The sequence below is a fragment of the Bradyrhizobium jicamae genome (assembly GCF_018130215.1).
Taxonomy (GTDB): domain Bacteria; phylum Pseudomonadota; class Alphaproteobacteria; order Rhizobiales; family Xanthobacteraceae; genus Bradyrhizobium; species Bradyrhizobium jicamae_A.
Genome location: NZ_JAFCKQ010000026.1, coordinates 71,648 through 97,167 on the forward strand (window position 1 = coordinate 71,648; position 25,520 = coordinate 97,167).

Below are 25,520 nucleotides of genomic sequence, written 5' to 3' on the forward strand. Positions count from 1 at the left end.
TTCATTCATACGAGAATCGCACGGCCGCGCGATGACCGCGCCACGCCGCCTCAAAGAAAGTGCGCTACTCCGCCGCTTGGATCCTTGGAACGCCCGGCCGATGATTTCTCTGGATGGGCCCGTAACGACCTATTACGGGCGTTGCCGTACGAGCTGACCTGCCCCTGAATTTTTATCCAGCGGCGGTTAGAGTCTCGGAGTGTTTTGTAGCGAGACCGAACTTTGGACCACCCGGAGCTAGAGTTTTACGCGGCATCACCAGCCTTGTCGTCCGCTCCACCACCATTTCTTCGGCCTCCGCTTGGCCTGTTCGGAAAGGTCCGAAACTCGATGCGTTGCGCGCTGTAGATGACGGCGTATTCTAGTGCGACGGGGACCCAGCTGTCGTCGTTGTAGATTGGACGCGAGCAACAGAAAACCGGATCGACGCCGTGTTTGGCGACGCAGGCCTTTTCCATGGCGCGGTATTCGGCACCGAGCCGGGTGCGGCCCTGATTGATGTCGGCTAGCTGGGGAAACAGATTGATGTCCAGGCCGCCGCCCTGGCGATGACTGATGAAATGCCCGCGATCGTAGTGGTGCCCATAGGCCTGAAAGAACCGGTCGCGCCATGTCAGCTGGGCTTTCTCCAGGCGATTGCGCGCGCCTTGCGCCGAGCCCGCCTGGAGAATGATCCGTTGCAGGTCGGTGCTGCCGGCCTGTCCAAGGAAACCAGCCATCCGGGCCGAGTCTCGGCTGCCCGGATTGTAGCGTGTGATTCCGAAGGCTGCGACCACCCGTTCGGCGCCAACGTCGAACAGAAACTCGTAACCCTGATCGTTGAGCTGGACGATCTGATCTGTAGCGCTCGACATCTGGGCGTATGCATCGCAGCAAAGCCGCGGCAATTCCCGGTACAAAAAGGCAAAAAAACCAGCTTCTTGTACGGCAGGGTCTGCCGAGAAGAAACGCGCCGCAAGCCTCAAGTAGTTGATTGCGTCATGGGCCCGTTGTTCGGGTCGCGGCTCAGCAACCACCGCAAAGATGTGTCCAGCGACCGTGGCCGCAATGGCCGCCTCGACAACCTGATGCCCGGTGAGAAGATTTGGATGACTTGCAAAAGAGGTTTCGTCCACCAAAAGGCGTCTTATCCCATTAACCACCGTAAAGTCGGCGCGAAAGGTCCAGAGTATTCGGCGGATACTACTTTCGTCGAGAATTCGCGCGTCTTGATAGCTCGATTGGCTCGACCGCGCCGGGATGAGAATGATGGCCTTTTCCGGCAGAGTTAAAACAACGCCAAAGGGATATTGCGCCGAAAGACTGGGAACGTCTTCACGATAGGGCTTCACGATGGTTGCTCCGGCAACTCGGGAACGAGCCACGTCGCCTCATGGAAACCAGCATATTACAAGTACAAATATTCTCGATTTCAACCACGGTGGATAGAATCGGACCAAGTTTCAAGACTTTTGTGTTGAACCAATCCTTGGTCGAAGGTCCCACAAACTCAGGCACAAGACACTCCCGTTATGGGTCGACCCCATTTAAGAGGGCTTCATTCTTGGCGGCTGTCCTGTGCGGATCCCCTATACTGGGCAAAAGCCGCAAGCTTTTTTAGCTCTGCAGGGCTCTGATTTGTCGTGCAATATTAGAGCCCGGTTCAAACGTTAACTGCCCATCCAAGTCCAGGTCCGATTTCGGGATCGCCGGCCAGAAAATCCGGTAACCGTTTGCGCTTAAGGAGTTAGCTCTGAACCGAACCAGGCGCCGGCTCGACTAATGGAGCGGCTTTCGAAATCGTTGACCTGCTTGACATCAAAACGAGGACCCCAATGGCTGCAGACCTCAACCAAAGCCAACGTGTTGCAGAACTCAAAACGCCACTTGGCGACAACGTTCTGGCCTTAGTGAGGTTTGATGGGACAGAGGGCCTTAGCGAACTGTTCGAATATCACATCGAAGCTCTTAGCAAGCAGGAGAACATCGATTTCGATAAGGCGATCGGGCAATCGTGTACGCTGAAGCTCATGGCGTTCAAGGGGAAACAGCGCATCTACGATGGTATCCTCACTGAAGCCCGTTGGATTGGCAAGAAGCAAGACCACTTTCACTACCGCCTGGTGCTTCGGCCGTGGCTTTGGCTGCTCGGTCACAAGGCCGACTGCCGGATATTCCTGGACAAGAATGTCAAGGAAATCATCCAGGACGTGTTCACGAAAGCAGGGTTCAGCGACTACGAATTCCGAACCACCGGAGACTACGACAAGATCGAATATTGCGTGCAATATCGCGAAACTGACCTGACGTTTGTCTCGCGGCTCATGGAGCAATTCGGAATCTATTTTTTCTTCGAGCCCTCCGACGGCAAACATTTATTGGTGCTCGCTGATTCGCGCTCGTCACATAAGCGGATTCCCGAACTCCCCAAGGTCCCCTTCTACCCGCTGGTCGAGAAGGACCTTCACGTGGAGCAACATCTCAACGGCTGGACGTGGGAACGCCGCTTCCGAACCGGCAAAATCCAGTTCAATGACTACGACTATCTGCAGCCGAAGAAAGACCTGCAGGCGCCCAAGAATGCGTCGGAGAAATACACGCATTCCAAACTCGAAGTCTATGACTATCCCGGCAAATACGATGAGAAGGGCAAAGGTGAAAAGTTTGCTCAATATCGCCTCGAGGCCGAGCAGGCGTTCGACTATCGCCGACATCCCGAGGGCGATGCGCCCTGCCTCTATCCTGGCGGGCTGGTTGAGGTCGAAAAGCATCCAAGTCAAGCCGAGAACAAGGAATACCTCATCGTTCGCGCCAGCCACATGTTCGGCGCGCAGCAGTATTTCGGCGGCGGCGCCGAGGCGGCCGATAACCAAGACCAAATCTATTGTGGAAGTTTCGAGTTCCTGCCGTCCGAGCGACCCTTCCGCAGCTTGCCGCTGACCCCTAAGCCGCGCATTTATGGCATCCAGACAGCCAAGGTCGTCACCAAAAAAGGCGACGATGGAGAGGAGATCAGCACAGACGAGCATGGCCGCATCTGGGTCAAATTTCATTGGGACCGCGAGCCGCAGAAAACGTGCCCGATCCGCGTGGCGCAGGTGTGGGCAAGCAAGGAGTGGGGCGGACAATTTATTCCGCGCGTCGACATGGAGGTGGTCGTCGAATTTCTGGAGGGCGATCCCGATCGGCCGCTGGTCACGGGCTGCGTGTTCAATGGAGACAACAAGTTTCCGTACAAACTTCCCGACAACAAGACCCAATCCGGCGTGAAGTCCGACTCCTCTAAGGGTCATAGCGGCTACAACGAGTTTATGTTCGAGGACCAGAAGGGCAGCGAATTCATCCGTATGCACGCTGAAAAGGATCATCTGGTGACGATCAATGCCAATCAGACCGGCACTGTCGGCTTGGGTCCTGATTGCCCCATGGGCGGCGACCAGACCTGGACAGTCGGAGGCAATCGATCCTGGACGATTCAGAAGGGCAACGACACCGTCGAACTGCAAATCGGCAATCAGACTATCACGCTCGACGTCGGACAGCAGACGGTCGATGCGATGATGGGAATCAATCTAAACGTGTGCATGGGCCTGAGCAGCATCCAGATTACGCCGGCGTCGATTTCGATCACGTCTCCCACAATCAATCTAACCGCGATGGCCGCCGTCAATATTACGGCGCCCACCGTCAATGTCGGAGCCGTCCTGAATACACCGTCTTTGATTGCCGGTGCTGCACTCATCAGCGGCATTCCGATCTAGAATAGTCGCGTGTGCGACTCGTTGGGAGGCTTGTGAGAGTCCGCTCGAGATGCAAAGCTTGGCCATCGGATTAATCTGTTTGCAGCGGCAACAGTGCTCGAGCAGCCGAGGTCAGCTGATGTCACTTGTGCGTTTTGTCACCGCGAAAGCACTCTACGAGACGTTTCCGGAAGTTTTGCAAGCGATTGGTGTCGAGCCGACCGATCAACCCCCGATCGAGTTCGTGAAAGCGTTGGTTTTGACCGGCAAGTTACCGGAAGCGGCGACATTCTGCGCCTACTTGCTGCCGCGGCGAGAAGCGGTCTGGTGGGCCTGCACCAGCGTTCGGACGCTCGGGGCGGACACCCGAGCCGAGACCTCGATGGCCGCTGAAGCCTGGGTCTATCAGCCCGACGACCATCACAGGCAGCGCGCATTGGACACTGGAACCATGGGCGATCAGAACGAACCGCAAACCTGGCTGGCGCTCGCCGCCGGATGGTCAGGCGGCGTTCGGATGGTTGGCGGCCAGCAAGTGCCTAATCCGCCCTTCATGACTGCGCGAGCTGCCCGTGTTGCGATCTTGCTCAGCGCGGGACGGCTCGGGGTGGCTGAACGAACGTCTGGCTTGCGGTCGTGTGTCGCAGCGGCCATCAAGCTGGTTGAGTCCGGGCTGGGATAGTTGAAGACCAATGTCATTGGGCCTACGCTGCGAACGACAACGATGAGAGGCGCTGGGCGGGTCATCGTCGAAACGTCTAATCTCAGAGAAAAGACGATCATGGCGCTGACACTGAAAATCGAAAACCACACCAGCCTCGCCGATGGCGGCCCGCTGACCATGACCATTCAGGGCAAGCGCGGCATCGACATTGGACGAGATCAGCATCTCGATTGGACGCTGCCTGACCCGAGCCGCGCCATTTCGGGCAAGCATTGCGAAGTCCGCTGGCGCGACAACGCTTATTGGCTCCACGACACGTCGACGAATGGCACCTTCATCTACGGCACCGACAATCGTCTGAACGGCCCGCACCGTATCCGCAACGGTGACCGCTTCGTCATCGGCGACTACATCGTGCTTGCCATTCTCGACGACGAAAGGGCGGTGGTGGGCTCGAACACCGCTTCGGCGGTGAAGCCGAGCTACGATGAAATATGGAATGCCATCGGGGAAGTCGCACCGCCAATCAATCCCAAGCAACTCAAGCTTCAGCGGGACGTGCGACGCGCCAAAGCTGACTTTCTCGACTGGGCGGTCGATGTGCCGTCGTTGCTCCCAAGCTCGCCCGCGCCGCGCCCGCAGGTTTCGCAAAATTCGCCTGTTGAAAACGCAGGCTCAGCCCGCGCTTTCGGGAAGCCGCCTCCCGTCCAGCCCGACGTTGCGGCAATGTCCGCACCACCGCCGCCCCCCTGGCCGCTCGAACCGCCGAAAGATGTCTGGGGCAGCCAGGCGCCCGGCCGAGAGGGAGCAGTCGAGGCCCCAACCGAGACGTCTCCGCCACCGTCCGCAGACGCCGACGCGCGAGCGGAGCCGAATCGTTCATCGCCGATCGGCCGGCCGCGGTCAGCGAACAACCAAGATATGGGGACCGACAAACTGGTGCGCGCGTTCGCGCGCGGCGCCGGACTGCCCGCCGATGCTCTTTCGAGCCGCGACCCGGGCCAGTTCGCCGAAGAGATCGGGCAACTAATCCGCATTCTCACGGAGAATGTCCGGGAGATGCTGCAAAGCCGCAAGCAGACAAAGCGGAACGCGCGCAGTTCGGACCAAACCACGGTCGAGGCGGTGAACAACAATCCGCTCAAATTCGCGCCAACTCCGGAGGATGCCATGCGCCTCCTGTTCGGGCCGTCGACCCCCAGTTGGCTCGATTGGCGCCGCGCCTTTGCCGAAGGTTTCGAGGACCTGAAAACGCACCAGCTCAAGACTTATTCCGCAATGCAACATGCCGTCGATGCGCTGGTTGGGGAATTTGAGCCTCCGGCCATCGAGAAGATTTCGCAACAGAAGAGCATATTCGAGTTACGGGACGCTCGCCTGTGGGATTTGTACGTCCTTCGCTGGAACGGCCGAACTCAGGGCGGCGAACAGGCGATTGTGAATGCCTTCATGAGACACTTCGTCGACAATTACGACCTTGATATCGAGAGATAGTCTCGGCTGGGATGGCGGCGGCTGATGGATCTGTCCGACACCCCCGTTAGTCCTGGTGCAACAACCTTTGCGAGCTCTAGCGGCCTGCAGGCCGGGTCCCTTGAATGGCATCGTTGCTTGTGCGGGTTCGCGGTAATTCCGACCGGTCACATCGCCGCGTCTTGAGGAGGTGTCAAAAACAGCGAATAATGACGCGCAGCTCGTAAAATGGTATTTAAATTCAATTGCTAAGTGGAGGGCTGGGCCTTCCGAGTTGATGAGATAGTTATGGCCCTTCGCCTGACCATCGAGAACGTTGACAAGCTGCCTGACGGGGGGCCGATCTCCTTTGTCGCGACCGGAACCCGGTCGATAGACATCGGCAGAGATAACCACCTCGACTGGACCCTGCCGGATCCAACCAAATATATTTCGGCAAAGCATTGCGAGATCCATTGTCGGGGCAACGCGTATTGGCTCAACGACGTCTCGACGAACGGCACCTTTGTCAACGGCTCGGACCATCGTGTTCGCAGTCCCTACGAGCTAAAAGACAGAGATCGTCTCTTGATCGGCCACTACATTATTGGAGTATCGATTGATCCGGCGGAGGTGGCGGCCGGTCCCAGATGCTCGGCAATCGCCGGCAGGGCCGTGCAGCCGCAACTCGACATATGGAGTTCTGACTCAGTTTCGGTACCGCCTGCGGTGCACGCACCTGTTGCTGCAGCAATTGCCCCCAACCCAGGACTTGGCGGCTTTGTCGACCGCGATGCAAGCCTCGAGCGCGATGCGCGATTTCGCGTGCAGACCAGAAAGGCGGGAGGGGATGCTGCAGGCGAATGGAACGACGGAGATCTATCACCCGCTGGCGAAGTAGGTGAGGCTCAATTGGCTACGCCTGGGCGAGAATCGAGGGACGAAAATCCTTCTATTGCGTTGCAACAGGCCGTCTCGACGGGCGGGCCTCAACGTCCAGTGCAAAGGCCGCGCCAGGACGAAGCCCAACCAGTTTCTAGCCCAGGACTTGCTTCGGCGCATCGGTCGGAGGCAAGCGATCATAGGGATTTCATGCGCAGGGTTGCCCACGCGGCATCGATCCGCGAGGACGCGTTCGCAGGCCAAGATGCCGAACAGCTGGCTGAACAACTGGGCGAGCTGGTACAGCTTTCGGTAGCAAATCTGATCGTCCTGCTGCAAGCTCGGAACGAGGCGAAGCGCCTTACACGAACAGCCTCCCACACCATGGTCCAGGCAACGGAGAACAACCCGCTGAAGTTTTCGCCGAATGCTCAAGAGGCGATGATGGTCCTGTTCGGACCCAAATCCCGTAGTTACCTGGATGCGAGATCGGCATTCGAGCAGGGCTTTAACGATCTGAAGCTGCATCACGCCAAGACGTATGCGGCCATGCGTTATGCCGCCTCAAAGCTGATCGCCGAGCTCGATCCAACAAAGATTGCAAAGGAGGCATCAGAGCGCGGAGGCCTGCTTGACAAGGTTTGGTCGCGCAAGAGCCGCCTTTGGAACGTTTACCGCGAACACTGGCGGGCAAGCTTTGGCGAAGAGGCTGGAGCGGCACTCCAAGCCTACCTGGTTCACTTTGTGGATTATTACGATCGAGAGGACACCCGATAGCGATGTGGTGCCCCGTCGGCCGATGACCGACACACACTTAAATGAGACGGACACTTTAGATGTCATGGTACAGTAAGGTTTTTTGGTCGGAAGGCCTGTTTCTTCGCCCTCACCACCTGCAGCAGAATGACAGGTACGTTGAACACCTGATCGAAAAGCGCGTGCGTCGAATAACACCGTATCCGTGGGGTTTCGACGTCCTTGAAATCGACCAAGACCTCGCCCAGCAAAGCAAGTTTGGCGTAAGACGTGCCAGCGGCATCATGCCCGATGGAACGCCGTTCGACATTCCGGCGGACAGCCCGATACCCGAAGCCATCGATGTTCCCGACGGCACCGCCGGTCAGACCGCCTGGCTCGTGATGCCTTTGGCTGCGCCGAACACTCGTGAGGTCGACGAATCAAGCGAGGACAGCGCGAGCCGCTACATCAGATCATCGGAGACCTTCATCGACTCAACTTCCTCTCTCAGGATCGAGGAGGAGGTCGAGATCGCCTTGCCAAGACTGTCGTTCGAACTGCGCAGGACTTCCAAGGCAGGGTATGTGGGACTCGGCATCGCTCGAGTACTCGAGGTCCGCGACAAGAATGTCCTATTCGATGACCGCTTTGTGCCGCCGATGCTGTCCTGCGCGGCGCACCCGGTCATCGATGGTTGGCTCAACCGCGTCATTGGATGGATCGAAGCCAAGCTCGAAGAACTGGCACGTTACGCTGTAGACCCCTCCTCGGGTGGCGGCTTGCAGAGCGTTGACTATCTGGTCCTTCAAGTACTCAACAGGCAGATTCCTGCGCTGATCCATTTTCAGCGATCTGGGTTTGTCCATCCCGAGCGCCTCTACGACGAATTCTTGCGACTGGCTGGCGAGCTTGCAACATTTGCGACTACCGAACGGCGCGCCCGAGATTACCTGCCTTACGACCACGACAATCTCGAAAACGTCTTCGCGCCGCTGATCCGTGATCTCCAGGAATTTCTGAGCGCGCAGTTCGGTCGGCGCGCGATCCGTCTCGAAATCATCGAGCGAGCACAAAATGCGTTTGTGTCACCGATCCGCGATCGCTCGTTGTTTCGCAATGCGACCTTCGTGCTGGAGGTTTCCGCCAGTCGTCCGCTCATCGAAATCCAGCACGACTTTCCTCACCTCTTCAAGGTCGGCCCCAATACGAAGATGAACGAGATCGTGCACGCGAACCTGCCGGGCATCCCGTTGATCCACCTGCCGACGCCTCCGCCGCACATTCGCGCGATCACAGATCACGTGTACTTTTATCTGGACAGGAAGTCTCTGCTCTGGCCTGACTTAAGCACGGCAGCGTCGATAGGAATGCATTTCTCGGGAGATTGGCCTGAACTGGAACTTTATCTCTGGGCTATTTTAGAAGATCGACGATGAGCGACAGGGACAAACCGGTTAATCCTTTTGGCCGAAACGAGCGGACGATCATCCGCCCGAATCCGGGGGGAAGGCTTCCGCCGGCACCTCAGCCGCCCTACTCGCCGGCGCCCGACTTCGAGGCCCCGCGAGCGCCTTTTTCGCCCAGTCCGCTTGCCGATCGCCAATTCCCGAGCCAGCAGGCGCCTTCACCGCAGTACCAGCCGGTGCCTCCGCCTCCATTTGCGGCCGCTCCGACGACGCCAGCATCGGAGGACTGGATATCAACGCAAAACCAGCCGCCCGCGCGCCCTGAATTGCCCGCGGCGGCGCCGCTGCGCGTCGACGATATGGTTGCGCCGAACGCCAACCCGATCATGCGAGCGGCCGGCCCCCTCCTCCAATTGCTCGGGCGGCTGCGTGTTGCGCTGTTGCGCGCATCATTCGCGAGCCTCATGGAGCAGGTCGCCGACGCAGTTAAGTTTTTCGAAAAAGACATTCGCTCGGCGGGCGTTTCCGAACAGCAGGCCAATACCGCAAAATACATCCTTTGCGCGACTGCAGACGACATCGTGCAGCATATCCCGACTGACGACCGTCACGTTTGGGCGCAGTACAGCATGCTGAGCCGCTTTTTTGGCGAGCGAGTTGGTGGTGTCCGTTTCTTCGAGATACTCGACCGCCTCAAAGTTGATCCGCTGGCAAACTATTCCGTGCTGGAATTGCAGCACGCATGTCTGGCCCTGGGATTCCAGGGTATGCATCGGGCCTCCGCGGGCGGGGTGCCCGCCTTGCAGGTCATCCAGCGAAACCTTTACGAATTGCTGCGACAAGTCCGCCCGAAACAGATGCGCGATCTGTCGCCGCATTGGCGCGGCCAGGCCCTCGCCGGGCGGCAATCCCGGATAACTGTTCCCACGTGGTTGGTCGCCTCGGTCGCAGCTGCGCTGTTATTCGCCGGTTTTATAACATTGCGGACCTGGCTTACCTCGGGAGCTGAGCGGACCGCGCAACTGTCACAGTCACTGCACCCGTCGGACAAGATCGAACTCAAGCGCAAAATCATTGCCCCGCCGCCACCACCACCGCCTCCTCCACCGCCTGCGGATCGCATCACGCAGTTGCAGAGGATTCGAAATGCATTGGCTGCCGAGAATACCCCCTGCAAGATGACCGCCGACCAGACTGCTAGCTTCATCGTGATCCGCGTCTGCAATCTGATCTTGTTCGACGCCGGTAAGGCGACGGTTCTTGATGCCTTCCGTCCGGTCGCGGCGCGGCTTGCCGTGACCCTGGAAAAGGAGCCCGGCAAGATCCGTGTGGTCGGCCACACTGACAATACGCCGATCAGCAACACGCGCTTCCCCACCAACTACGTTTTGTCGTTGGAGCGCGCAAAAGCCGTTGCCGCAGTTCTCAAGCAGGGATTGACCAACCAAAATCGGGTCGAGGTCGAAGGCAAGGCCGCCGACGTGCCGATCGACACCAATGCAACACCTGAAGGGCGTGCCAAAAACCGACGCGTCGAAATCCTTATTGAAAGAAGCGAATAGACGCCGAATTAACGAATTAATAGGTCGAGGAATGCTGGCGAACCAGATCATTCGAATCATTTTGACCGGGCTGGGACTGGGATCTCTGTCCGCGTTGGTTTGGTTCGCGGGGCCGCTGATCGCGTTTGGTCAATGGCATCCGCTGGAGAATTCTATGGTCCGCGAAATCATCCTGCTGCTGCTGGTGTCAGCGACGGCAGGTTTCGGCGGCTTCAAGTTTTATAAGCGCAAGAAAAGCGCGCAGCAGATCGCCGAGGGCATCGCGGGGGAGCACGAGCCGGTCAACGACGAGCCAGCGTTGAAAGAGCGAATGAAGGATGCGCTCGCCACGCTGAAGACGGCAAGCGGCGGGAAATCCGACTATCTCTATGAACTACCCTGGTACATCATCATCGGTCCTCCAGGATCCGGAAAGACAACCGCGCTCGTTAACTCTGGGCTGAAATTTCCGCTGGCACAGCGCACGCCGACGGCCGTAGCCGGTGTCGGCGGTACCCGTTATTGTGATTGGTGGTTCACTGACGAAGCCGTGCTAATCGATACGGCCGGCCGTTACACAACGCAAGACTCTGACGCAGCTAGCGACAAGCAAAGCTGGTTTTCGTTCCTTGATCTTTTGAAGAATAACCGACCCCGTCAACCGATCAACGGAGCGATTGTCGCAATCAGTGTCGAAGATTTGTTGACGCTGCCGGCCGCCGAAATCACCGCTCACGCCAACGCTATTCGCGCGCGTCTTCTCGATCTGCATACCCGCCTGAAGGTCGACTTTCCGGTCTACGCACTCTTCACGAAGACGGACCTGGTGGCGGGCTTCATGGAGTATTTTAGCTATCTCAATGAGGCCGGCCGGCGCCAGGTCTGGGGCGCGACCTTCCAGACCGCCAACAAAAAGCAGAACATGGTTGCCGAAGTTCCAAACGAGCTCGATATGCTGCTCGAGTGGCTCAGCGAGGAGACCATCGATCGCCTACAGGAAGAGCCGGCCCCGAACTTTCGCGTTTCGCTTTTTGGTTTTCCCGCGCAGATGGCCCGGCTAAAGCCCGCCGTTTCGAATTTCCTCACTCAGATCTTTGAACCGACGCGTTATCATGTCAATGCGACCTTGCGCGGCTTCTACTTCAGCTCCGGAACTCAGCACGGAACGCCGATCGACCAGCTCGTCGGATCGCTCGCGAGAACTTTTGGGGCGGAACAGATCGCGGCGGCAGGATATTCTGGTACCGGCAAGAGCTTCTTCCTCACCGATCTGATTTCGAAAGTCATTATCGGCGAGGCCGATTGGGTTTCAACGGATAAGGCCGCGATCCGTCGGGTCATGATCCTCAAGGCGGCGGCATTATGTGCGGTGGCGCTGATCTCCATCGGACTCACCCTCGCCTGGCTCACCAGCTACAAACAAAACGCTGTCTTGATCGCGGAGAACGAGCAGACGGACCGGGAGTACGCATCAGCCGCCGGCTCCATCGCAAAACAAACGGTCATCGATGACCGCGAGCTGCATAAGGTGCTGCCGCTGCTTGAACGATTGAAAAACACGCCCGTCGGATACGCGACGAGATCCGCACCGACCCCGTGGACAGCCGAATTTGGCTTGAACCAGCGCGACCGGCTGCAATCATCGTCTGATGCGGCGTATCACACCTCGCTTGAGCGACTGTTCCGGCCGCGGCTGCTTTATCGCCTCGAAGAACAGTTGAACGCGCGCATTGCCGACGGTGGCTTCGTCTACGAAGCTTTGAAGGTTTATATGATGCTTGGAGGTCTCCATCGAGAGGACAAGGAGCTGATCAAATCCTGGATGCAGCGCGACTGGGCGGAGAGCCTCTATCCAGGACCGACCAACTCGGAGGGGCGCAAACTTCTCGAAGAACATCTGGCTGCGATGTTCGATCTCGAAACGGAGCAAGCTCCGCTCGTCGAGCTCGACGGCCGGTTGGTCCTCGAAGCCCAACAGACTCTTGCGCGTCTCAGTGTTGCTCAGCGGGCATACGAGCTACTGAAGTCAGAAGCGCGAGGTTCGGAAGCAAACGATTGGGCGGTCGCTCGCAAGGGCGGGTTGGACGTTGCGAGCGTGTTCGAAGGCGACAAGGGCCAGCCGCTCGACAGCATCAGCGTGCCGGCGTTCTTCACTTATAGCGGCTTTCAGGACAAATTCATCGCCAAGCTTGCCGACCTTTCCGAGCGAATGAAAAAGGACCGATGGGTCCTGGGCGAGCCCGGTGAACAGGCGGCTCTCAACCAGCAGTATGAAAATCTTGCCGGCAACTTACTTGACTTCTACGGCAACGATTTTATCGCGGCATGGCGGAACGCACTGTCCAAACTGAGAATGAAGAAGCTGCTTGCGGACAAGCCGAGGTACCAGGCGCTCAGAGCCGTTTCCGCACCGACATCGCCGCTCCGGTTGATCCTTGAATCGCTGCGAGACGAGACCATGCTTACGCGCGAACGGCCCAAGGCAGTAAACACTGCAACGACACAGGATGCCAAAGCCAATGCCAAGACGGCCAGCGTCCCCCTTCTGTTCAACACCCAGGATGGACCTCCGGGGGCCAAAATCGAGGCTCAGTTCAAGCCGTACCACGCGATTCTGGAAGGAGAGAGCACCCGACGGCCGATCGATTCTATTATCGCCAATCTGAATGACATCGCGCAGAGCCTGACACTGATAATCGAAAATCCGCTGCTCGTGGCCCAGGCCACGGCGGCTCTCCAGACGCAAGTCGCCACATTGAGAAACAATGCCTCCCGCGTGCCCCCGCCATTTTCGGACATGCTGCGCGGGGCGGCCGCAGAGTTCGAAACTGACATGGCTGCGGCGACCGCGGGGCAATTGTTGGTGACGCTCCGCGATCAGGTCACACCGCTCTGCCAGCAAATCATCTCCAACCGATATCCGTTTGCGCGTAGCAGCAACCAGGAAGTCCCGCTCGGCGACTTTGCCAAGTTGTTCAGCCCGAATGGTGTGCTGGACAAATTCTTCACGCAATCGCTCGCGCCCTACGCCGACACGTCAAAACCCGAATGGGCCTGGCGCAAGGAAAGCCCGGTCGGGAGCACATTGTCGGCCGACACGTTGAAACAATTCCAGCGCGCTGCCTATATCCGGGACGCGTTCTTCCAGACGGGCGGCAATCAGCCGGCCGTGGCCCTTGCAGTGCAGCCGCCGGTCGTCAGCGGGCCTGGTGCTGTCGCCAAGATAGAGATCGGGGGCACCACTATCACCAGTCCGAATCCCCAACCCGCGAGTGGCGGCGTCCTTTCGACTGCTCCCCCGCCCCAACCTGTCAGTGTCTCGCCGACGAACGTGCAATGGCCTGGCCCGTCAATGAGAACTGCGATTTCAGTGACGAACGACGCAACGAGCCAACCCTCGATTCTCGAGCGGACCGGACCCTGGTCTTTGTTCCGGCTGCTCGAAGCAGGATCGATGTCGGCGCGCGCCGAAACCGCAACTGCGACATTCATCGTGGCCGGACGAGAACTGAAGTACCAGATCACCACCGGCTCGATCAAAAATCCCCTGAATTTTACCGCGTTGCGTGATTTTCGGTGCCCAAGCGGATTGTGACAAGCATGCGCTGCGGTCTTTTCGGAAAACTCTCGGCAAAACGCGACTTCATCGCATTGGCCACACCGCGTGCGTTTCTCGAGATTTGGGAACCCTGGTTGCAATCTTGCCTGTCTGCGAGCCAGCACCAGCTCGGCACCAACTGGCAGAGTGCCTATCTCTCCGCCCCCTTATGGCGATTCTGGCTCGGCGCGGACATAAGCGGTGAAACCACGTTGGGAGCCTTCATGCCGTCAGTCGACGGCATCGGGCGGTACTACCCGCTTACGTTGATGGCGGTCGCGGACCCTTCGTTCTCAATTCCGCCACCCGATCTGAACGCGCAGGATTCCTGGTTTTCGACGTGTGAGGAGTTCCTTCTCTCGACGCTGGATCACGAGAAGTCGTTTGAGCAAATCACAGCAACACTCGACTCGCTGGCAGTCCCGCACATGGAGGCCACGGCGAGCGGTACAGGCGACGTTCTCCGCATCAGTGACACAACCATAGGTAGCTTTACGGCCGGCACATCCTTTCGTGATGCGCTTGCGAAGGTTCGCCAGAAAAATCATGGCGCCTTGGCGGCGGCGAGCTTCTGGTGGACCGATGGCGGCGGGGACTTTCCGCCGATGGCGCTGGCTTGCCGCGGTCTGCTGGATCCGTTCGGCTACTCTGCTATGCTGACTGGAAGGATTTCCGTTCGAGCCGATGGTTGTGCCTAAGGTTAAGCCAAATGGATCGATCGCCTTACATCTTCGATGCCGGCTATGCGACCCATCCGGGAAGGGTGAGACACAGCAACGAAGATGCTGTTCTGGTGCGCGCCGACGTCGGCCTTTGGGCTGTCGCGGATGGCATGGGAGGGCATGACTCGGGAGACTTGGCGAGCCACCTGATCATCCAGGCCCTTGACGGGATTTCGAGCGCGACCTCCGCAATGGAGTTACTCGCGGAAACCGAAAGCAAAATCTTCGAGGCCAATCGCCAGATCATCGAAATCAGCCGCCAGCGTGGCGGTGCAGTCATAGGATCGACTGTCGCGGTTCTGTTGATCTCGGAGGATCACTATGCCTGCGTCTGGGCAGGAGACAGCCGTCTCTATCTGGTGAGCAATGGCGCGGTGAGACAGGTGTCTCGCGACCACACCGAAGTCGAGGAGATGATTGCCAGCGGAGCCATGACCTCGGACGAAGCAAGGAACTGGCCTCAAAATGTGATCACCAAGGCCGTCGGCGTGCACGAAAACTCCGAACTCGAGGTCGTGACCGGCGCCGTCGAGGAATCCAACATCTTCGTGCTCTGCAGCGACGGGCTCACCAAGCACGTGTCTGACAAGGAAATACTTCAGCAAGTTTCGACTGGCTCGGCGCAATCCTCGTGCGATGCCTTGGTCGACCTCGCCTTGAACCGCGGCGGCCTCGACAACATCACGGTTGTGGTCGTCCGGCCGATACAAGGGACCGCGACGAGCCGGGGATCTGGCGCGATCGAAGGCTTGCCGAATACGGGCATTTGGGAGTGACAGAGTGAGGCCTCGGGATCCAGTTCGACCAACCCAGCATGCCGTGCCATCCGGCACGCGTCTCAACGGCATCTACGAAATCGACCGGATTATTGGCGCGGGAGGCATGGGAGAGGTCTACAAGGGACATGAGGTCCAGACCGGGACGGCCGTCGCAATCAAAATGCTGGTACCGGACATGGCGGAGAACGAAGCCGCTCTTGCGCTGTTCCGGCGAGAGGCTGCAGCCCTTCACTATTTGATGCACGATGCGATCGTCCGCTATTTTGTCTTCACGGTCGAACCAATTCTCCAACGACCATATCTAGCGATGGAATACGTCGACGGCCGATCGCTCGCTGATCTCCTGGAGGAAGGGCCGCTCACTCTGGAAGCACTGCTTCGATTGACCAAAAGGGTCGCTTCCGGCCTGAAGGCGGCTCACGAACGAGGCATCATCCATCGCGATGTGTCACCCGACAACATCATCATCCCGCAAAACGACGTTGCCCGCGCCAAGATCATCGACTTCGGCATCGCCCGCTCGACGCAGCTCGGTGATGCAACCATCATCGGCTCTGGCTTTGCCGGCAAGCACAACTATGTTTCGCCCGAGCAGATTGGGCTCTATGGGGGTGAAGTCAACGCTCAGTCGGATGTCTATAGCCTGGGCCTCGTGCTGTTCTTCGCCCTGACGGGCGCGAAATTGGACATGGGAGGGACCCAGTTTCAGCTCGTCGAAAAGCGCCGGCGTGTCCCCGACCTCGGCGCTATCGATTCACGGATCCGCCCTCTCTTCGAGCGAATGCTTCAGCCAGATCCGAAGGATCGGCCGACCATGGCCGAAGTCGAGAGCTGGAACATCGGAAGCTTCTTGACCGAGCGGGCGCAGCCCATCATTGCTCCCCCAACGAGGTCAACGGAGCCCAGACCAAGCCGCACCTGGATTCGCTATGCGATCGCCGCATCTGCTCTGCTAGTCATTGGCGTCGGTGCTTTCGCCTACTATTCCTACGTCTGGAACGCTCCGATAGACCTGCCTGAGCGCCCCGTTGCAACGTTGAATCCAAACCAGCCAACTTTGCAGCCCTCTGATACTGGCTCCCGTCCCACGGATTCTTCCAAGGACACGTCGGCGAAGCCGCTAGAGCCTCCCGCCCCACCGTTGAAGCCAAACCAGGCGACATTGCAGCCCTCTGATACTGGCTCGCGTCCCACGGATTCTTCCAAAGACACGTCGGCGAAGCCGCTAGAGCCTCCCGCCCCACCGTTGAAGCCAAACCAGGCGACATTGCAGCCCTCTGATACTGGCTCGCGTCCCACGGATTCTTCCAAGGACACGTCGGCGAAGCCGCCACTTGGCAATGCCAACCGCGTTGAGCTGACCCGTCGATACCTGCAGCAATATGATGGTGGCGATTGCTTCTTCATCATGCCGATGGCGATCGGAACAAGCGGTGCCGACCTCGAAGGATTCGGCTCATCGACGGCGCCATTTGAAGCGTTGGACAAATCTTTCAAGCGGAGCCAGGGTTACGAGGCAATGATAGGGGTACGTTTGGTCACATCGGCCCAGTGCCCCGCGATTACTTTCCTCAATAGGGTGCGCGGCGATGCCTCTCGAGCTCCGCGGATTTCACTCAGTTCCGTGAAGATTCGTCCCGATGAAACAATTACTGGGAACATCGAAAATTTTGCAAATCGGGTCGTCGAGCTGCTGTTGATTTCCGAAGACGGCCAAGTTCAAAATCTCTCGTATTTGCTGCGGCCAGGCACAGACACACTCTCATTCTCGATTGAAATGAAGCGTTCGGAAGAAGGCTTAGCCCCAAGTGTGCCGTTGCTGATCATGGCCGTCGCAACACCGCGCGTGCTTGATTCGCTTCGGCAGCCCAGACCCACGCCCGCGGATCTATTTTTTCTACAAGTGCTGAGTGAAGCGCAGCGTGCCAACATGATGATCAATGCATCGGCGCGTTACCTCAGCATCCAGAAGTAGCACGCTGCGAGGGGTGGCACCCTCTGCACGAGTCAGATCTCGGCAGCCCGGCGCGACGGCCCTACCCTCACCAACGAGGCCGCAGCGGGGCGGGACGCTGCGCCCCGCCTCGTTGCGCCACCGAGCCCTATGAGCTCGCATTCAGCTCAACTCTTCCCACCGCTGGATCAAATGACGGTGTCAGACCGATCCCTTCAAACCCGCTTGTTCATGGGACGGGCTGCTATCAGAAGGTCCAACGGAACCCTCCCAGCGCGCCATACGACGAGAAGCCGGAAATATCGGTTCCGTGCGCTTCTACGAAACTGGAGAAAGTGGGCGTCCAAAGTATATTCAATTTGCCAGAAGCCCTTCCTCCGACTTGCCCTGTTGCAATGAGCCCCACTGATGGGACGGTGATCGGGGTCCCGCTCGGCACAACGGCGCCGACCCCGCTTTGCGACACCAGCGAAAAAGCCTCAAGCTTGAGAGACGGCTGGACACGGACGCCATTCCAGGTTGTCTCGGTGCCGAAGCGTGCCCCACCGTGAACCTCGGTGCTATTGCCGATTTGAGTATCGAAATTGGCAGTGTAGGCCTCTGAATAGGTGACGCCGATCGTCGGCTCGATGTACCAGCCATTTCCAATCTCAAACTTGTATTGCACGTTGGGTGCATAGCTCAGGCCAGTGCCATCCGTAACCCCGGCAGTCGCTGACGAGCTCGAGCTCCAGGACCCGGTGACGGTGAAATCAGCTGAGAAACCTCCGTTGATGTATGCAATGGTGCCCGCACCAACGCCAGTGTTTGTGTCGATGCCCGGAGCGTTAGACCAGACTCCGCTCCCGGTGAAGACGAAGGTAAGCGCATCATAAGCCGAGAATATGCCTATCTTCGTGATATCCGCGGCCCCAGTTCCACCGAACGAACTCACGGTTATGCCCGCCGCTCGGCTCGAGTCACCCGACCCGATGAGATTGAGGCCATAAATGTAGGTTGGCGGCGGCGGGGCGGGAGGCGCCTTCGTGTACACAGGCGCCTTTGCATAGCCGAGGGCTGCAAAGGGATTGTCAACGGCCGGCAAGAGGCCTTCGCTGTCTCCCGTAAACTGCAGCCTTCCCGGCGAACTGGCGCCCGCCAGTTGCCTGCTTTGGATCTGATCTCGGACGTTCTGCAGGATGTTTTGTACGACGTTCTGGACGATCCTGTCCGTGATCTCATCTGCTCTCGACGGCGTTGCCACAAGCGTCGCAAATATGGATCCAATCAGAATGCCGGGCGCACCAATTCTCAAATTTTTAAACGCCATTGCAGTTCCCCACCACTGCGGAAGCTACCGGCCCCCTTGTTGATAATGACCGCACTATAACCAACAATCCGCTGAATTTAGGCGCGCAACTTGTGGTTCAGGTTGTTTTCGCCACACGCTGTTGCGGATTAGCAACAGGCGCTTCCAAATAGATGCGGCGTCTTCTTGTGACGCTGGCAAGGCCAAGGAGGCTCCACTATTTGGACGCCGCCATCGCGCCAGACATGTTGGAGACCTGAACCCTGCGGTTCACGTCAGCAAAGGGGTGGGCTGGGTCCTTGAGCTTGGTCTTGCCGTACCCCACGGTCACGAGCCCAGCGCTGGGGATTCCGAACTTCTCGACCACGTAGCGCTTGATCGAAACCGCCCTGCGCTCGGACAGATCTTGATTATACGAGTCGCGCCCGGCCGCGTCGGTATGCCCGGCGACCAAAAAGGTGGAGCCCTTCAGATCGGGGGTGTTGAGGGCGCGACCAAGCGCCTGAACGGAAGGCAAGGATTTTGAATTGATCTCGGCCGAGTTGTATTCGAACGTGATTTCCAAGTCGATCTGTGGCTTGTCCTTGGCAATTACCGCGGCCTCTTCCCGTTCCTCGGGCGTGAGCACTCGCTCAAGGCCACGGATTCTTTCAAGAAAGACTGACTCGGCCGCCGTATCAACCCGCGGACGATTCACCAATTGCCGAGATACCTCTTTCTTGGCCGTCAAAGCTTCGACGATTTGATCCTCTGTCAGATTCTCACCGGCTGCGGCCAAGCCCGGCAAAAACGCTGTATTGGCGATCTGGAGCAGAAAAATCGCGGAAAAACTAATTAACTTCTGCGACATTACCAGCTCCTCACCCGGAAGGCCGTTTCGCTTCGAAAAGACGTCGATTCGCTAGCAGCAGAAACCACCTGGGTTGTTTTAGCTGCGTACTGCCAAAACCATCGATCCTTGGGAAGTTAATGTCAACGGACTACGAATGCAGCGAGACGGGCAGACAACGACTCTTGTGAATTCAATAGGATGGGTGCAAAATGATGCGAGCCCGATATCATAGTTTCCGAGATGGCTTACCGCCCGCGAAGGTCGCAGTCTGGTACAACTCGCGGCGTTCACAATAGACCTCGGAGACAAGCTCGTCGGACCAAACTATCTAATTCCAGAACTACCTTGGGGATTATCGTCGGAAGGGATTTGTAATAGCATTTAGGTTTTTAGGAAGCCGATAATGCGTAATCCATTAAAGGTGCTTAGCCGCCGAGATAGCTGGCGCGCCAAGAAGGCGGCACTTGTGTTGACACTTTTCTTGACCATGCACGCTGGGCAAGCATGGGCCCAAGACCGGATCGCCCTCGTCATTGGAAACAGCCAGTATCGTAAAGTCAACCAACTGCCTAACCCCGTAAACGACGCCGCCGACATGACGGAGTCACTAACCAGGCTGGGCTTTACCGTTAAACATCTAAATGACTTGGACTTTGACGGATTCCGACGCGCGCTTATTGAGTTTGGAAAAGCTGCGCGCACAGCCGACCAAGCGGTCATTTTTTTCGCCGGCCATGGCGTTGAGATCGACGGCAAAAACTGGCTCATTCCTATCGACGCCGAGGTGAAATCAGCAGTTGATGTTTACGCCGAGGCCATCAATCTCGAAACTTTGATCGACATATCAATCACGCCCAAGGCTATTGGGCTGGTGATCCTTGATGCCTGCCGAACCAATCCTTTCGCGTCAGCCAAGGAGACGCGGACTGCGGCAACACCTCCAAATCCGAAGTCGAAAAAATCAGTAATTTCCCTTGTGAAGAGTGAAGATGCAGCTCGCTTGCCCGAAGCTTTCGGCGGGTTAGCGCCTGTCGAAGTTACCGACAACGTATTGGTCGCATACGCCGCCGCTGCGGGTACCATCGCACGGGACGGACGAGGCCGAAACAGCCCCTACTCGGGATCTCTCTTGCGCCATATCGAAACGCCCGGACTGGAAGTCAACTATTTGTTTCGCCTTGTCCACGACGATGTGCTCAATGAAACCAAGTATCAGGAGCCGAGCGTCTACGGCACGCTTTCGAAGGAAGAGATTTACCTCAAGCAGGGCGACACTTCCGGCGTGGCAAGCGCAGACGATGACCCCGACCCCGAGGCTTTGGCATGGCAATTCGTTCGCGTCACGAATGACGTGGCAACTCTCCGACGCTTCTCGGATCAATTTCCGGCAAGCCCCCACGGGACAGAGGTCCGCGAACGAGTCGCACAATTGGAAAGTGCAGAAAATCTAGCCTGGACAATTGTCGAGCGACAAAAATCAGTCTCTGCCTATCGAGCATTCCTAGATCTCTACCCATATGGCGACCGCGTGGACCAGGCGCGGTCGACGCTCGCGTCTCTGCAAGCTTCAGCGCCTTCCGATCAGGCAGAGACCGTCGAACTCCCACGGCCTCCTGCCTCGAAGTATCATCCAAACTCGGCGTCGGTCAGCGCGACAAGAAAAAATCCTGTGTCCGTGGAAAAAGCCTGGGATGTATTGAAGTCGTCGCGAGATCAACGCTTGTTGACTGACTTCTCCGAAATGTACCCTAGTCTGCGATCACATCGGCTGCCGGCCGACAGCGACTTCTTGTTGGCTCCAGTAAATTCGACGGAGTGGATGCTCAATACAGCTCAGGACGAAGATGTGAACCAATGCTTTGGCGGCCATTCCGATGCCTGCGTCAAGGCGATCGCGAAATATCCCGAATACGTGCAGCTCACATTCCAGCTCTGCAGGACGAAAGGAACTAATTACAGCTGTATGACCAGAGCGATCGAGGAAGCCCGCAAGAAGGGATTGCTCGTTTCCAGGTTTACCCGCTCGGAACTGGAGAAAACCCGTAACAAGGAATATCGTCGTGTTGCGTCGCGCGTGCAGGACAACGTGCAGAACATTGTCTCAAACGTGGTCAGCAATGCCGTCAGCACTTCCGTAAGCAATTCCGTCAGCGCAGCTGTCGGCAGGGCGGCATCAACTGCAGCATCGGCGGCCGCCTCTAACGCGGCAAGCAGGGCGGCGTCGGCGGCCGCCTCCCACGCTGCAGGCAAGGCCGCGTCGCTTGCCGCCTCGAACGCTGCGGGCAGGGCCGCGTCGACTGCCGCTTCCAACGCTGCCGGCAGGGCCGCGTCGACTGCCGCATCTCATGCGGCAGGTAGGGCCGCGTCGACTGCTGCTTCCAACGCTGCAGGCAGGGCCGCGACGACTGCAGCCTCCAACGCTGCAGGCAGGGCCGCATCGACCGCCGCCTCCACCGCGGCAGCGAAGGCAGCATCAAATGCCGCCTCCAAAGCCGCGGCAGAGGCTGCCGCGCAAGCAGCAGCAAATGCGGCGAGCAACATCAGGGTCCCATCGGACTTCCGATTGAAGCGTGACATCGTTCCGCTGGATGTCGTGCACAATGGCCTGCAGCTTTATCGCTACAGGTACGTCGGGGATAGCACTTACTATGTTGGCGTGATGGCACAGGACGTTGCAAAACGAGTTCCGGCTGCCATCGACCGTGGTCCGCACGGCTATCTGCGCGTCGATTATGGCATGCTTGGCCTGAAGTTGCTGACCTTCACGGAATGGACCAAGATACGAGCCACTGAGGCCGCTCACATTCTGTCGACCTCGTCGGAATATCACGATGGTGAATTGTCTAATGCTGCTGGCCCTTCGAACCAATGAGATATTCTACAACCTGCTAAAAGCGAAGCGCGCTCTATCTGACCGGCATTTCAAACACGGAATATCGCGGAACCGGCGGTCTATCGGGCTTCGCTTGGGTCTGCTCACGCTTTCGTTTCTTGCTTTTGGTACGCTGAATTCTGCTGCCGAAAACCGAGTTGCTCTCGTCATAGGGAATTCAAACTACAAGAATGTGGCTCGCCTGAGCACCCCGGCCAACGATGCGAAAGATATCGCTGCTGTGCTTGAGGGTCTCGGCTATGATGTCATTTTGCGAAGAGACGTCGGAAGCGAGGACTTGCAAGCGGCGCTTCGCAAGCTGGCCGAAAAATCCGGAGAGTCGGATATCGCGATCGTCTACTACGCCGGCTATGCCGCCAGCAGCAAAGGTGAAATGTACTTAATTCCCGTGGATGCGGAATTTGCAGCACAAAAATCCTCGAGGAGGGAAATGATTTCGTTGCATACAGCGACGAGCGCCGTCAGCGGAGCACGATCTCTCGGGCTGGTCCTCTTTGACGGGATGCGCGAAAATCCCTTCGATGCAAAACTCGAACAATACGAAGGCACATTCGGATCTGACGCAACGTTGGAGCCGACGAAAACCGGGCGCAGCGCGTCAATTTTTTTTGCGGCCGAGCCGGGAAAGTTTGCCGAAGAAGGCAACGGGCGCAACAGCCCGTTCGCTTCTGCCATATTGAAGTATCTTCTTCAGCCGAATCTCGAGATCAGCTTCTTCTTTCGAAGCGTTCGCGATGACGTAAGAAGGTCCACAGGTCAAAAACAAACGCCGTATATGTACGGCCAACTCTCGGGCGCGAAGGTCTTTTTGAGCACGCGAACACAGGAAAATCTCCGCGAGCCGGATCGTGATACGTCCAAGACGAACTTGTGCGACGAGCTTGCGACAGATCCGGAAGGCGCAAAGACGGGGCAGCCAGCCCATGGCCTCAAAGTTGACGACATCAAGGTGAGTGACGCGCTTAATGCTTGTTCCGAGGCTGTGAAGCAATTTCCCGAAATTGACCGCTTCCACTATCAACTCGGACGAGCATTTTTTGCCGCCCGAAATTATTCTTCCGCCCTCTTGAGCTATAAGAGAGCATTTGAGCTTGGCAATATACCCGCGCTCTATGCTCTCGGCGAAATGTATGAAAAGGGAACGGGTGTCGACAAGGATCCGGCACGTGCTCGCTTCTATTATGAAACGGGCTCCGAAATGAACTTTCCTCCGGCTATATTGAGCTTGGGAATTCTGTATGAGCAAGGTAGCGGTGTCGCCCGGAAACCCGAAATGGCTTACAGGTTTTACAAGCGGGCAGCCGATCTCGGCAGCCCGCGGGCGATCAACATGATGGCGCAGCTTACCGAAAAAGGCCTGGGAACCGCGCGAGACGCCAAGCAAGCGCGCGGGCTCTATGAGAGAAGCGCGGCCTTGGGTGATAGCGCCGCAATGCTAAACTTGGCACGCTGCTTTGCCGACGGCATCGGCGGCCGCAAGGACGTCTCCGAAGCGCGACAATTGCTCGAGAAGGCCTCGCTATCCGGGAGCGTTGAAGCGAGGGAATTACTTGCAAGACTTGGAAAGTCCAAAGGGAAGTGATCCAAGCAGGCCGTGCCAACTGCGGGTACAGACGTTCTGACCGCAATCGATGATGGGCTTGAGGACCGAGCTAACCTATGCCGATCGCTTAAACGAGGGGTGGCCAGACTAGAATTGTCCGAAACATCGCCGAATATTTGCGTGACAACTTGTCACCAGGTGGATCGCGCGAATGCACCCGCACACTCCTACACAATCGACGTCAGAACCGCCCGACGAACAGGACCTTGATGTCACGGTCCGGAATGAAATCGTTAGTCTTCACGTCTAGATCCGGCTTGGCAGAGGTCGAGAGCTTGCCGGCACAGTAGCCGACGAGGCGGTTGCTGCCACCTTTGTCGATCGTGAGGTGGAAGCTCTTGATTGGTCCGGCCCAGTTTGCCCCTGTCTTCAAGACGTAGCTAATCCGCCGTTCCTGCACCTTTGCACTGTTGGTGCGAGAAGCGCCCGCGATCTTGTCAAGCTCGCCGAGGAATTCGTCGCTTACGCAATAGTCCCTGCGATAGCGCTCGATCTCTTTTGCCATCGATTTGTCTTGCCGCAGGCTCTTGCGAAGAATCGTGTCAGAACTGGCGCCGACGCTGGGCCGATAGCTGTGTTCTACGATAACCGGTTTGCCAGAGGGAAATGTCTGCTCCCGGTACACCTTGGTCCTAACTATCCAACCTGGCGAATACAGCGGTTTTCCGCGCTCGTCACTGCCCGCCGGCATAAGCAGCCCCTCCGACGCCATCCTGTTTCGGACAGCCGGAGCGAGCTCTTGCGGCCGAAACTGTTGCGCTCCGAGAGGCAGCAACGGGACATTCAGCTCGTGCAGAATCGCCGTGACTTCATTGTTGCCGATGTAGGCATGCTGATCAGTCTTGAACTCGATTGGCTTGCCGTCGATCCTCGTGGCAAAATCGACGAAGTTGAGGGGATCGTTGGACGGAAATGAGATGCTTTCACCTTCCGACAGATCAATGTCGGGGAGCGGGAACGCGACCGTGAGGGTCACCGGCGCCGACGACGTGTTCAGAAACTCGTATCGGACATCGATGCGATCGAGCGAGATTCTCAAATCCTCGCTCTTCATCTGCACGTTTGACGCGTGCGTGAATTGCAGGCCGCCGATCGAGAGTTCGGCCGCGGAGTCATTGGCGACTGCGATGGAGTGACTGGCAAGAACAAGGCCAGATGCGAATGTAGCTGCGCAAAGCCAGTGCATTATCGCTCCTGCTACTCGATCAAATGTCCGTGAGGCCGCGTATTTCGGGGCGAAGCTTAAACCGGCGGTTAAGATCGCGCAGCTATTCTTCAGATTTTTCGGATCCAACACTCGATCGCAACCTTCATATCACTGGCAAGCTTGATCGAAGTCGAAACGAATCGACTGCCGACAGTTCGCCGCTGATCCTAATGCATTAGAACGGCCGCCGGTCGCCAATGCAGGGAAGATCACCGAACCAACCTTCCCCTTTGAGCGACCAA

General features: G+C 57.7%; 16 protein-coding genes. 12 read left to right on the top strand and 4 right to left on the bottom strand.

Going from position 1 to position 25,520, the window contains the following annotated elements; all coding sequences use genetic code 11:
- Positions 1–245: 245 nt before the first annotated feature.
- Positions 246–1,331, bottom strand: coding sequence for a hypothetical protein (locus tag JQ586_RS24980; RefSeq protein ID WP_212397267.1), 1,086 nt, complete (start codon positions 1,329–1,331; stop codon positions 246–248).
- 483 nt (positions 1,332–1,814) lie between these two features.
- Between JQ586_RS24980 and JQ586_RS24985 the strand changes: the two genes are divergently transcribed.
- The 10 genes from JQ586_RS24985 to JQ586_RS40635 all read left to right on the top strand — a co-directional run bounded on the left by JQ586_RS24985 (position 1,815) and on the right by JQ586_RS40635 (position 17,476).
- Positions 1,815–3,740, top strand: a complete 1,926-nt coding sequence (locus JQ586_RS24985) for a type VI secretion system Vgr family protein (protein ID WP_212397268.1) — start codon at positions 1,815–1,817, stop codon at positions 3,738–3,740.
- Positions 3,741–3,867: 127 nt separating this feature from the next.
- Positions 3,868–4,401, top strand: a complete 534-nt coding sequence (locus JQ586_RS24990) for a DUF6931 family protein (RefSeq protein WP_212397269.1) — start codon at positions 3,868–3,870, stop codon at positions 4,399–4,401.
- Complete coding sequence (gene tagH / locus JQ586_RS24995) at positions 4,402–5,877, top strand: type VI secretion system-associated FHA domain protein TagH (protein ID WP_212397270.1); 1,476 nt, start codon at positions 4,402–4,404, stop codon at positions 5,875–5,877.
- A 267-nt stretch (positions 5,878–6,144) separates the two neighbouring features.
- Complete coding sequence (gene tagH / locus JQ586_RS25000; protein ID WP_212397271.1) at positions 6,145–7,494, top strand: type VI secretion system-associated FHA domain protein TagH; 1,350 nt, start codon at positions 6,145–6,147, stop codon at positions 7,492–7,494.
- A gap of 59 nt (positions 7,495–7,553) precedes the next feature.
- On the top strand, positions 7,554–8,891 hold the full coding sequence (gene tssK, locus JQ586_RS25005) for a type VI secretion system baseplate subunit TssK (RefSeq protein WP_212397272.1): 1,338 nt from the start codon (positions 7,554–7,556) through the stop codon (positions 8,889–8,891).
- On the top strand, positions 8,888–10,423 hold the full coding sequence (gene tssL / locus JQ586_RS25010) for a type VI secretion system protein TssL, long form (RefSeq protein ID WP_212397273.1): 1,536 nt from the start codon (positions 8,888–8,890) through the stop codon (positions 10,421–10,423). The genes tssK and tssL overlap by 4 nt, the downstream gene beginning before the upstream one ends.
- A 31-nt stretch (positions 10,424–10,454) precedes the next feature.
- Positions 10,455–13,997: a type VI secretion system membrane subunit TssM gene (gene tssM / locus JQ586_RS25015; protein ID WP_212397290.1), complete on the top strand. Its 3,543-nt coding sequence runs from the start codon at positions 10,455–10,457 to the stop codon at positions 13,995–13,997.
- A gap of 5 nt (positions 13,998–14,002) precedes the next feature.
- The gene (gene tagF, locus JQ586_RS25020) at positions 14,003–14,698 is read left to right on the top strand and encodes a type VI secretion system-associated protein TagF (RefSeq protein WP_212397274.1); all 696 of its coding nucleotides are present in this window, start codon (positions 14,003–14,005) and stop codon (positions 14,696–14,698) included.
- Positions 14,699–14,709: 11 nt separating this feature from the next.
- On the top strand, positions 14,710–15,498 hold the full coding sequence (locus JQ586_RS25025; RefSeq protein WP_212397275.1) for a PP2C family serine/threonine-protein phosphatase: 789 nt from the start codon (positions 14,710–14,712) through the stop codon (positions 15,496–15,498).
- A gap of 4 nt (positions 15,499–15,502) precedes the next feature.
- On the top strand, positions 15,503–17,476 hold the full coding sequence (locus JQ586_RS40635) for a protein kinase domain-containing protein (protein WP_409411008.1): 1,974 nt from the start codon (positions 15,503–15,505) through the stop codon (positions 17,474–17,476).
- 226 nt (positions 17,477–17,702) lie between these two features.
- Here JQ586_RS40635 and JQ586_RS25035 read toward each other — a convergent pair whose 3' ends face one another.
- Positions 17,703–18,764 (bottom strand): autotransporter domain-containing protein, encoded by a 1,062-nt coding sequence (locus tag JQ586_RS25035; RefSeq protein WP_212397276.1) that lies wholly within the window; start codon positions 18,762–18,764, stop codon positions 17,703–17,705.
- 196 nt (positions 18,765–18,960) lie between these two features.
- On the bottom strand, positions 18,961–19,593 hold the full coding sequence (locus tag JQ586_RS25040) for an OmpA family protein (RefSeq protein ID WP_212397277.1): 633 nt from the start codon (positions 19,591–19,593) through the stop codon (positions 18,961–18,963).
- A 385-nt stretch (positions 19,594–19,978) separates the two neighbouring features.
- Here JQ586_RS25040 and JQ586_RS25045 point away from each other — a divergent pair, with 385 nt between their 5' ends.
- Complete coding sequence (locus JQ586_RS25045) at positions 19,979–22,447, top strand: caspase family protein (RefSeq protein WP_212397278.1); 2,469 nt, start codon at positions 19,979–19,981, stop codon at positions 22,445–22,447.
- Positions 22,422–24,050 carry a caspase family protein gene (locus JQ586_RS25050; protein WP_212397279.1) on the top strand — a complete coding sequence of 543 codons (1,629 nt, stop codon included), beginning with the start codon at positions 22,422–22,424 and terminating at the stop codon, positions 24,048–24,050. Before JQ586_RS25045 ends, JQ586_RS25050 begins: the two co-directional genes overlap by 26 nt.
- A gap of 202 nt (positions 24,051–24,252) precedes the next feature.
- Here JQ586_RS25050 and JQ586_RS25055 read toward each other — a convergent pair whose 3' ends face one another.
- The gene (locus JQ586_RS25055) at positions 24,253–25,257 is read right to left on the bottom strand and encodes a DUF4424 domain-containing protein (RefSeq protein ID WP_212397280.1); all 1,005 of its coding nucleotides are present in this window, start codon (positions 25,255–25,257) and stop codon (positions 24,253–24,255) included.
- Positions 25,258–25,520: the final 263 nt, after the last annotated feature.

What these genes read in the sequence shown, in the direction of transcription:
- JQ586_RS25045 (WP_212397278.1), top strand. Translation starts at nt 19,979, where the DNA reads ATGCGTAATCCATTAAAGGTGCTTAGCCGCCGAGATAGCTGGCGCGCC.
- JQ586_RS25025 (WP_212397275.1), top strand. Translation starts at nt 14,710, where the DNA reads ATGGATCGATCGCCTTACATCTTCGATGCCGGCTATGCGACCCATCCG.
- tagH (WP_212397271.1), top strand. Translation starts at nt 6,145, where the DNA reads ATGGCCCTTCGCCTGACCATCGAGAACGTTGACAAGCTGCCTGACGGG.
- tssM (WP_212397290.1), top strand. Translation starts at nt 10,455, where the DNA reads ATGCTGGCGAACCAGATCATTCGAATCATTTTGACCGGGCTGGGACTG.
- tssL (WP_212397273.1), top strand. Translation starts at nt 8,888, where the DNA reads ATGAGCGACAGGGACAAACCGGTTAATCCTTTTGGCCGAAACGAGCGG.
- JQ586_RS25050 (WP_212397279.1), top strand. Translation starts at nt 22,422, where the DNA reads ATGCTGCTGGCCCTTCGAACCAATGAGATATTCTACAACCTGCTAAAA.
- JQ586_RS24985 (WP_212397268.1), top strand. Translation starts at nt 1,815, where the DNA reads ATGGCTGCAGACCTCAACCAAAGCCAACGTGTTGCAGAACTCAAAACG.
- JQ586_RS25040 (WP_212397277.1), bottom strand. Translation starts at nt 19,593, where the DNA reads ATGTCGCAGAAGTTAATTAGTTTTTCCGCGATTTTTCTGCTCCAGATC.
- JQ586_RS25055 (WP_212397280.1), bottom strand. Translation starts at nt 25,257, where the DNA reads ATGCACTGGCTTTGCGCAGCTACATTCGCATCTGGCCTTGTTCTTGCC.
- JQ586_RS25035 (WP_212397276.1), bottom strand. Translation starts at nt 18,764, where the DNA reads ATGGCGTTTAAAAATTTGAGAATTGGTGCGCCCGGCATTCTGATTGGA.
- tssK (WP_212397272.1), top strand. Translation starts at nt 7,554, where the DNA reads ATGTCATGGTACAGTAAGGTTTTTTGGTCGGAAGGCCTGTTTCTTCGC.
- tagF (WP_212397274.1), top strand. Translation starts at nt 14,003, where the DNA reads ATGCGCTGCGGTCTTTTCGGAAAACTCTCGGCAAAACGCGACTTCATC.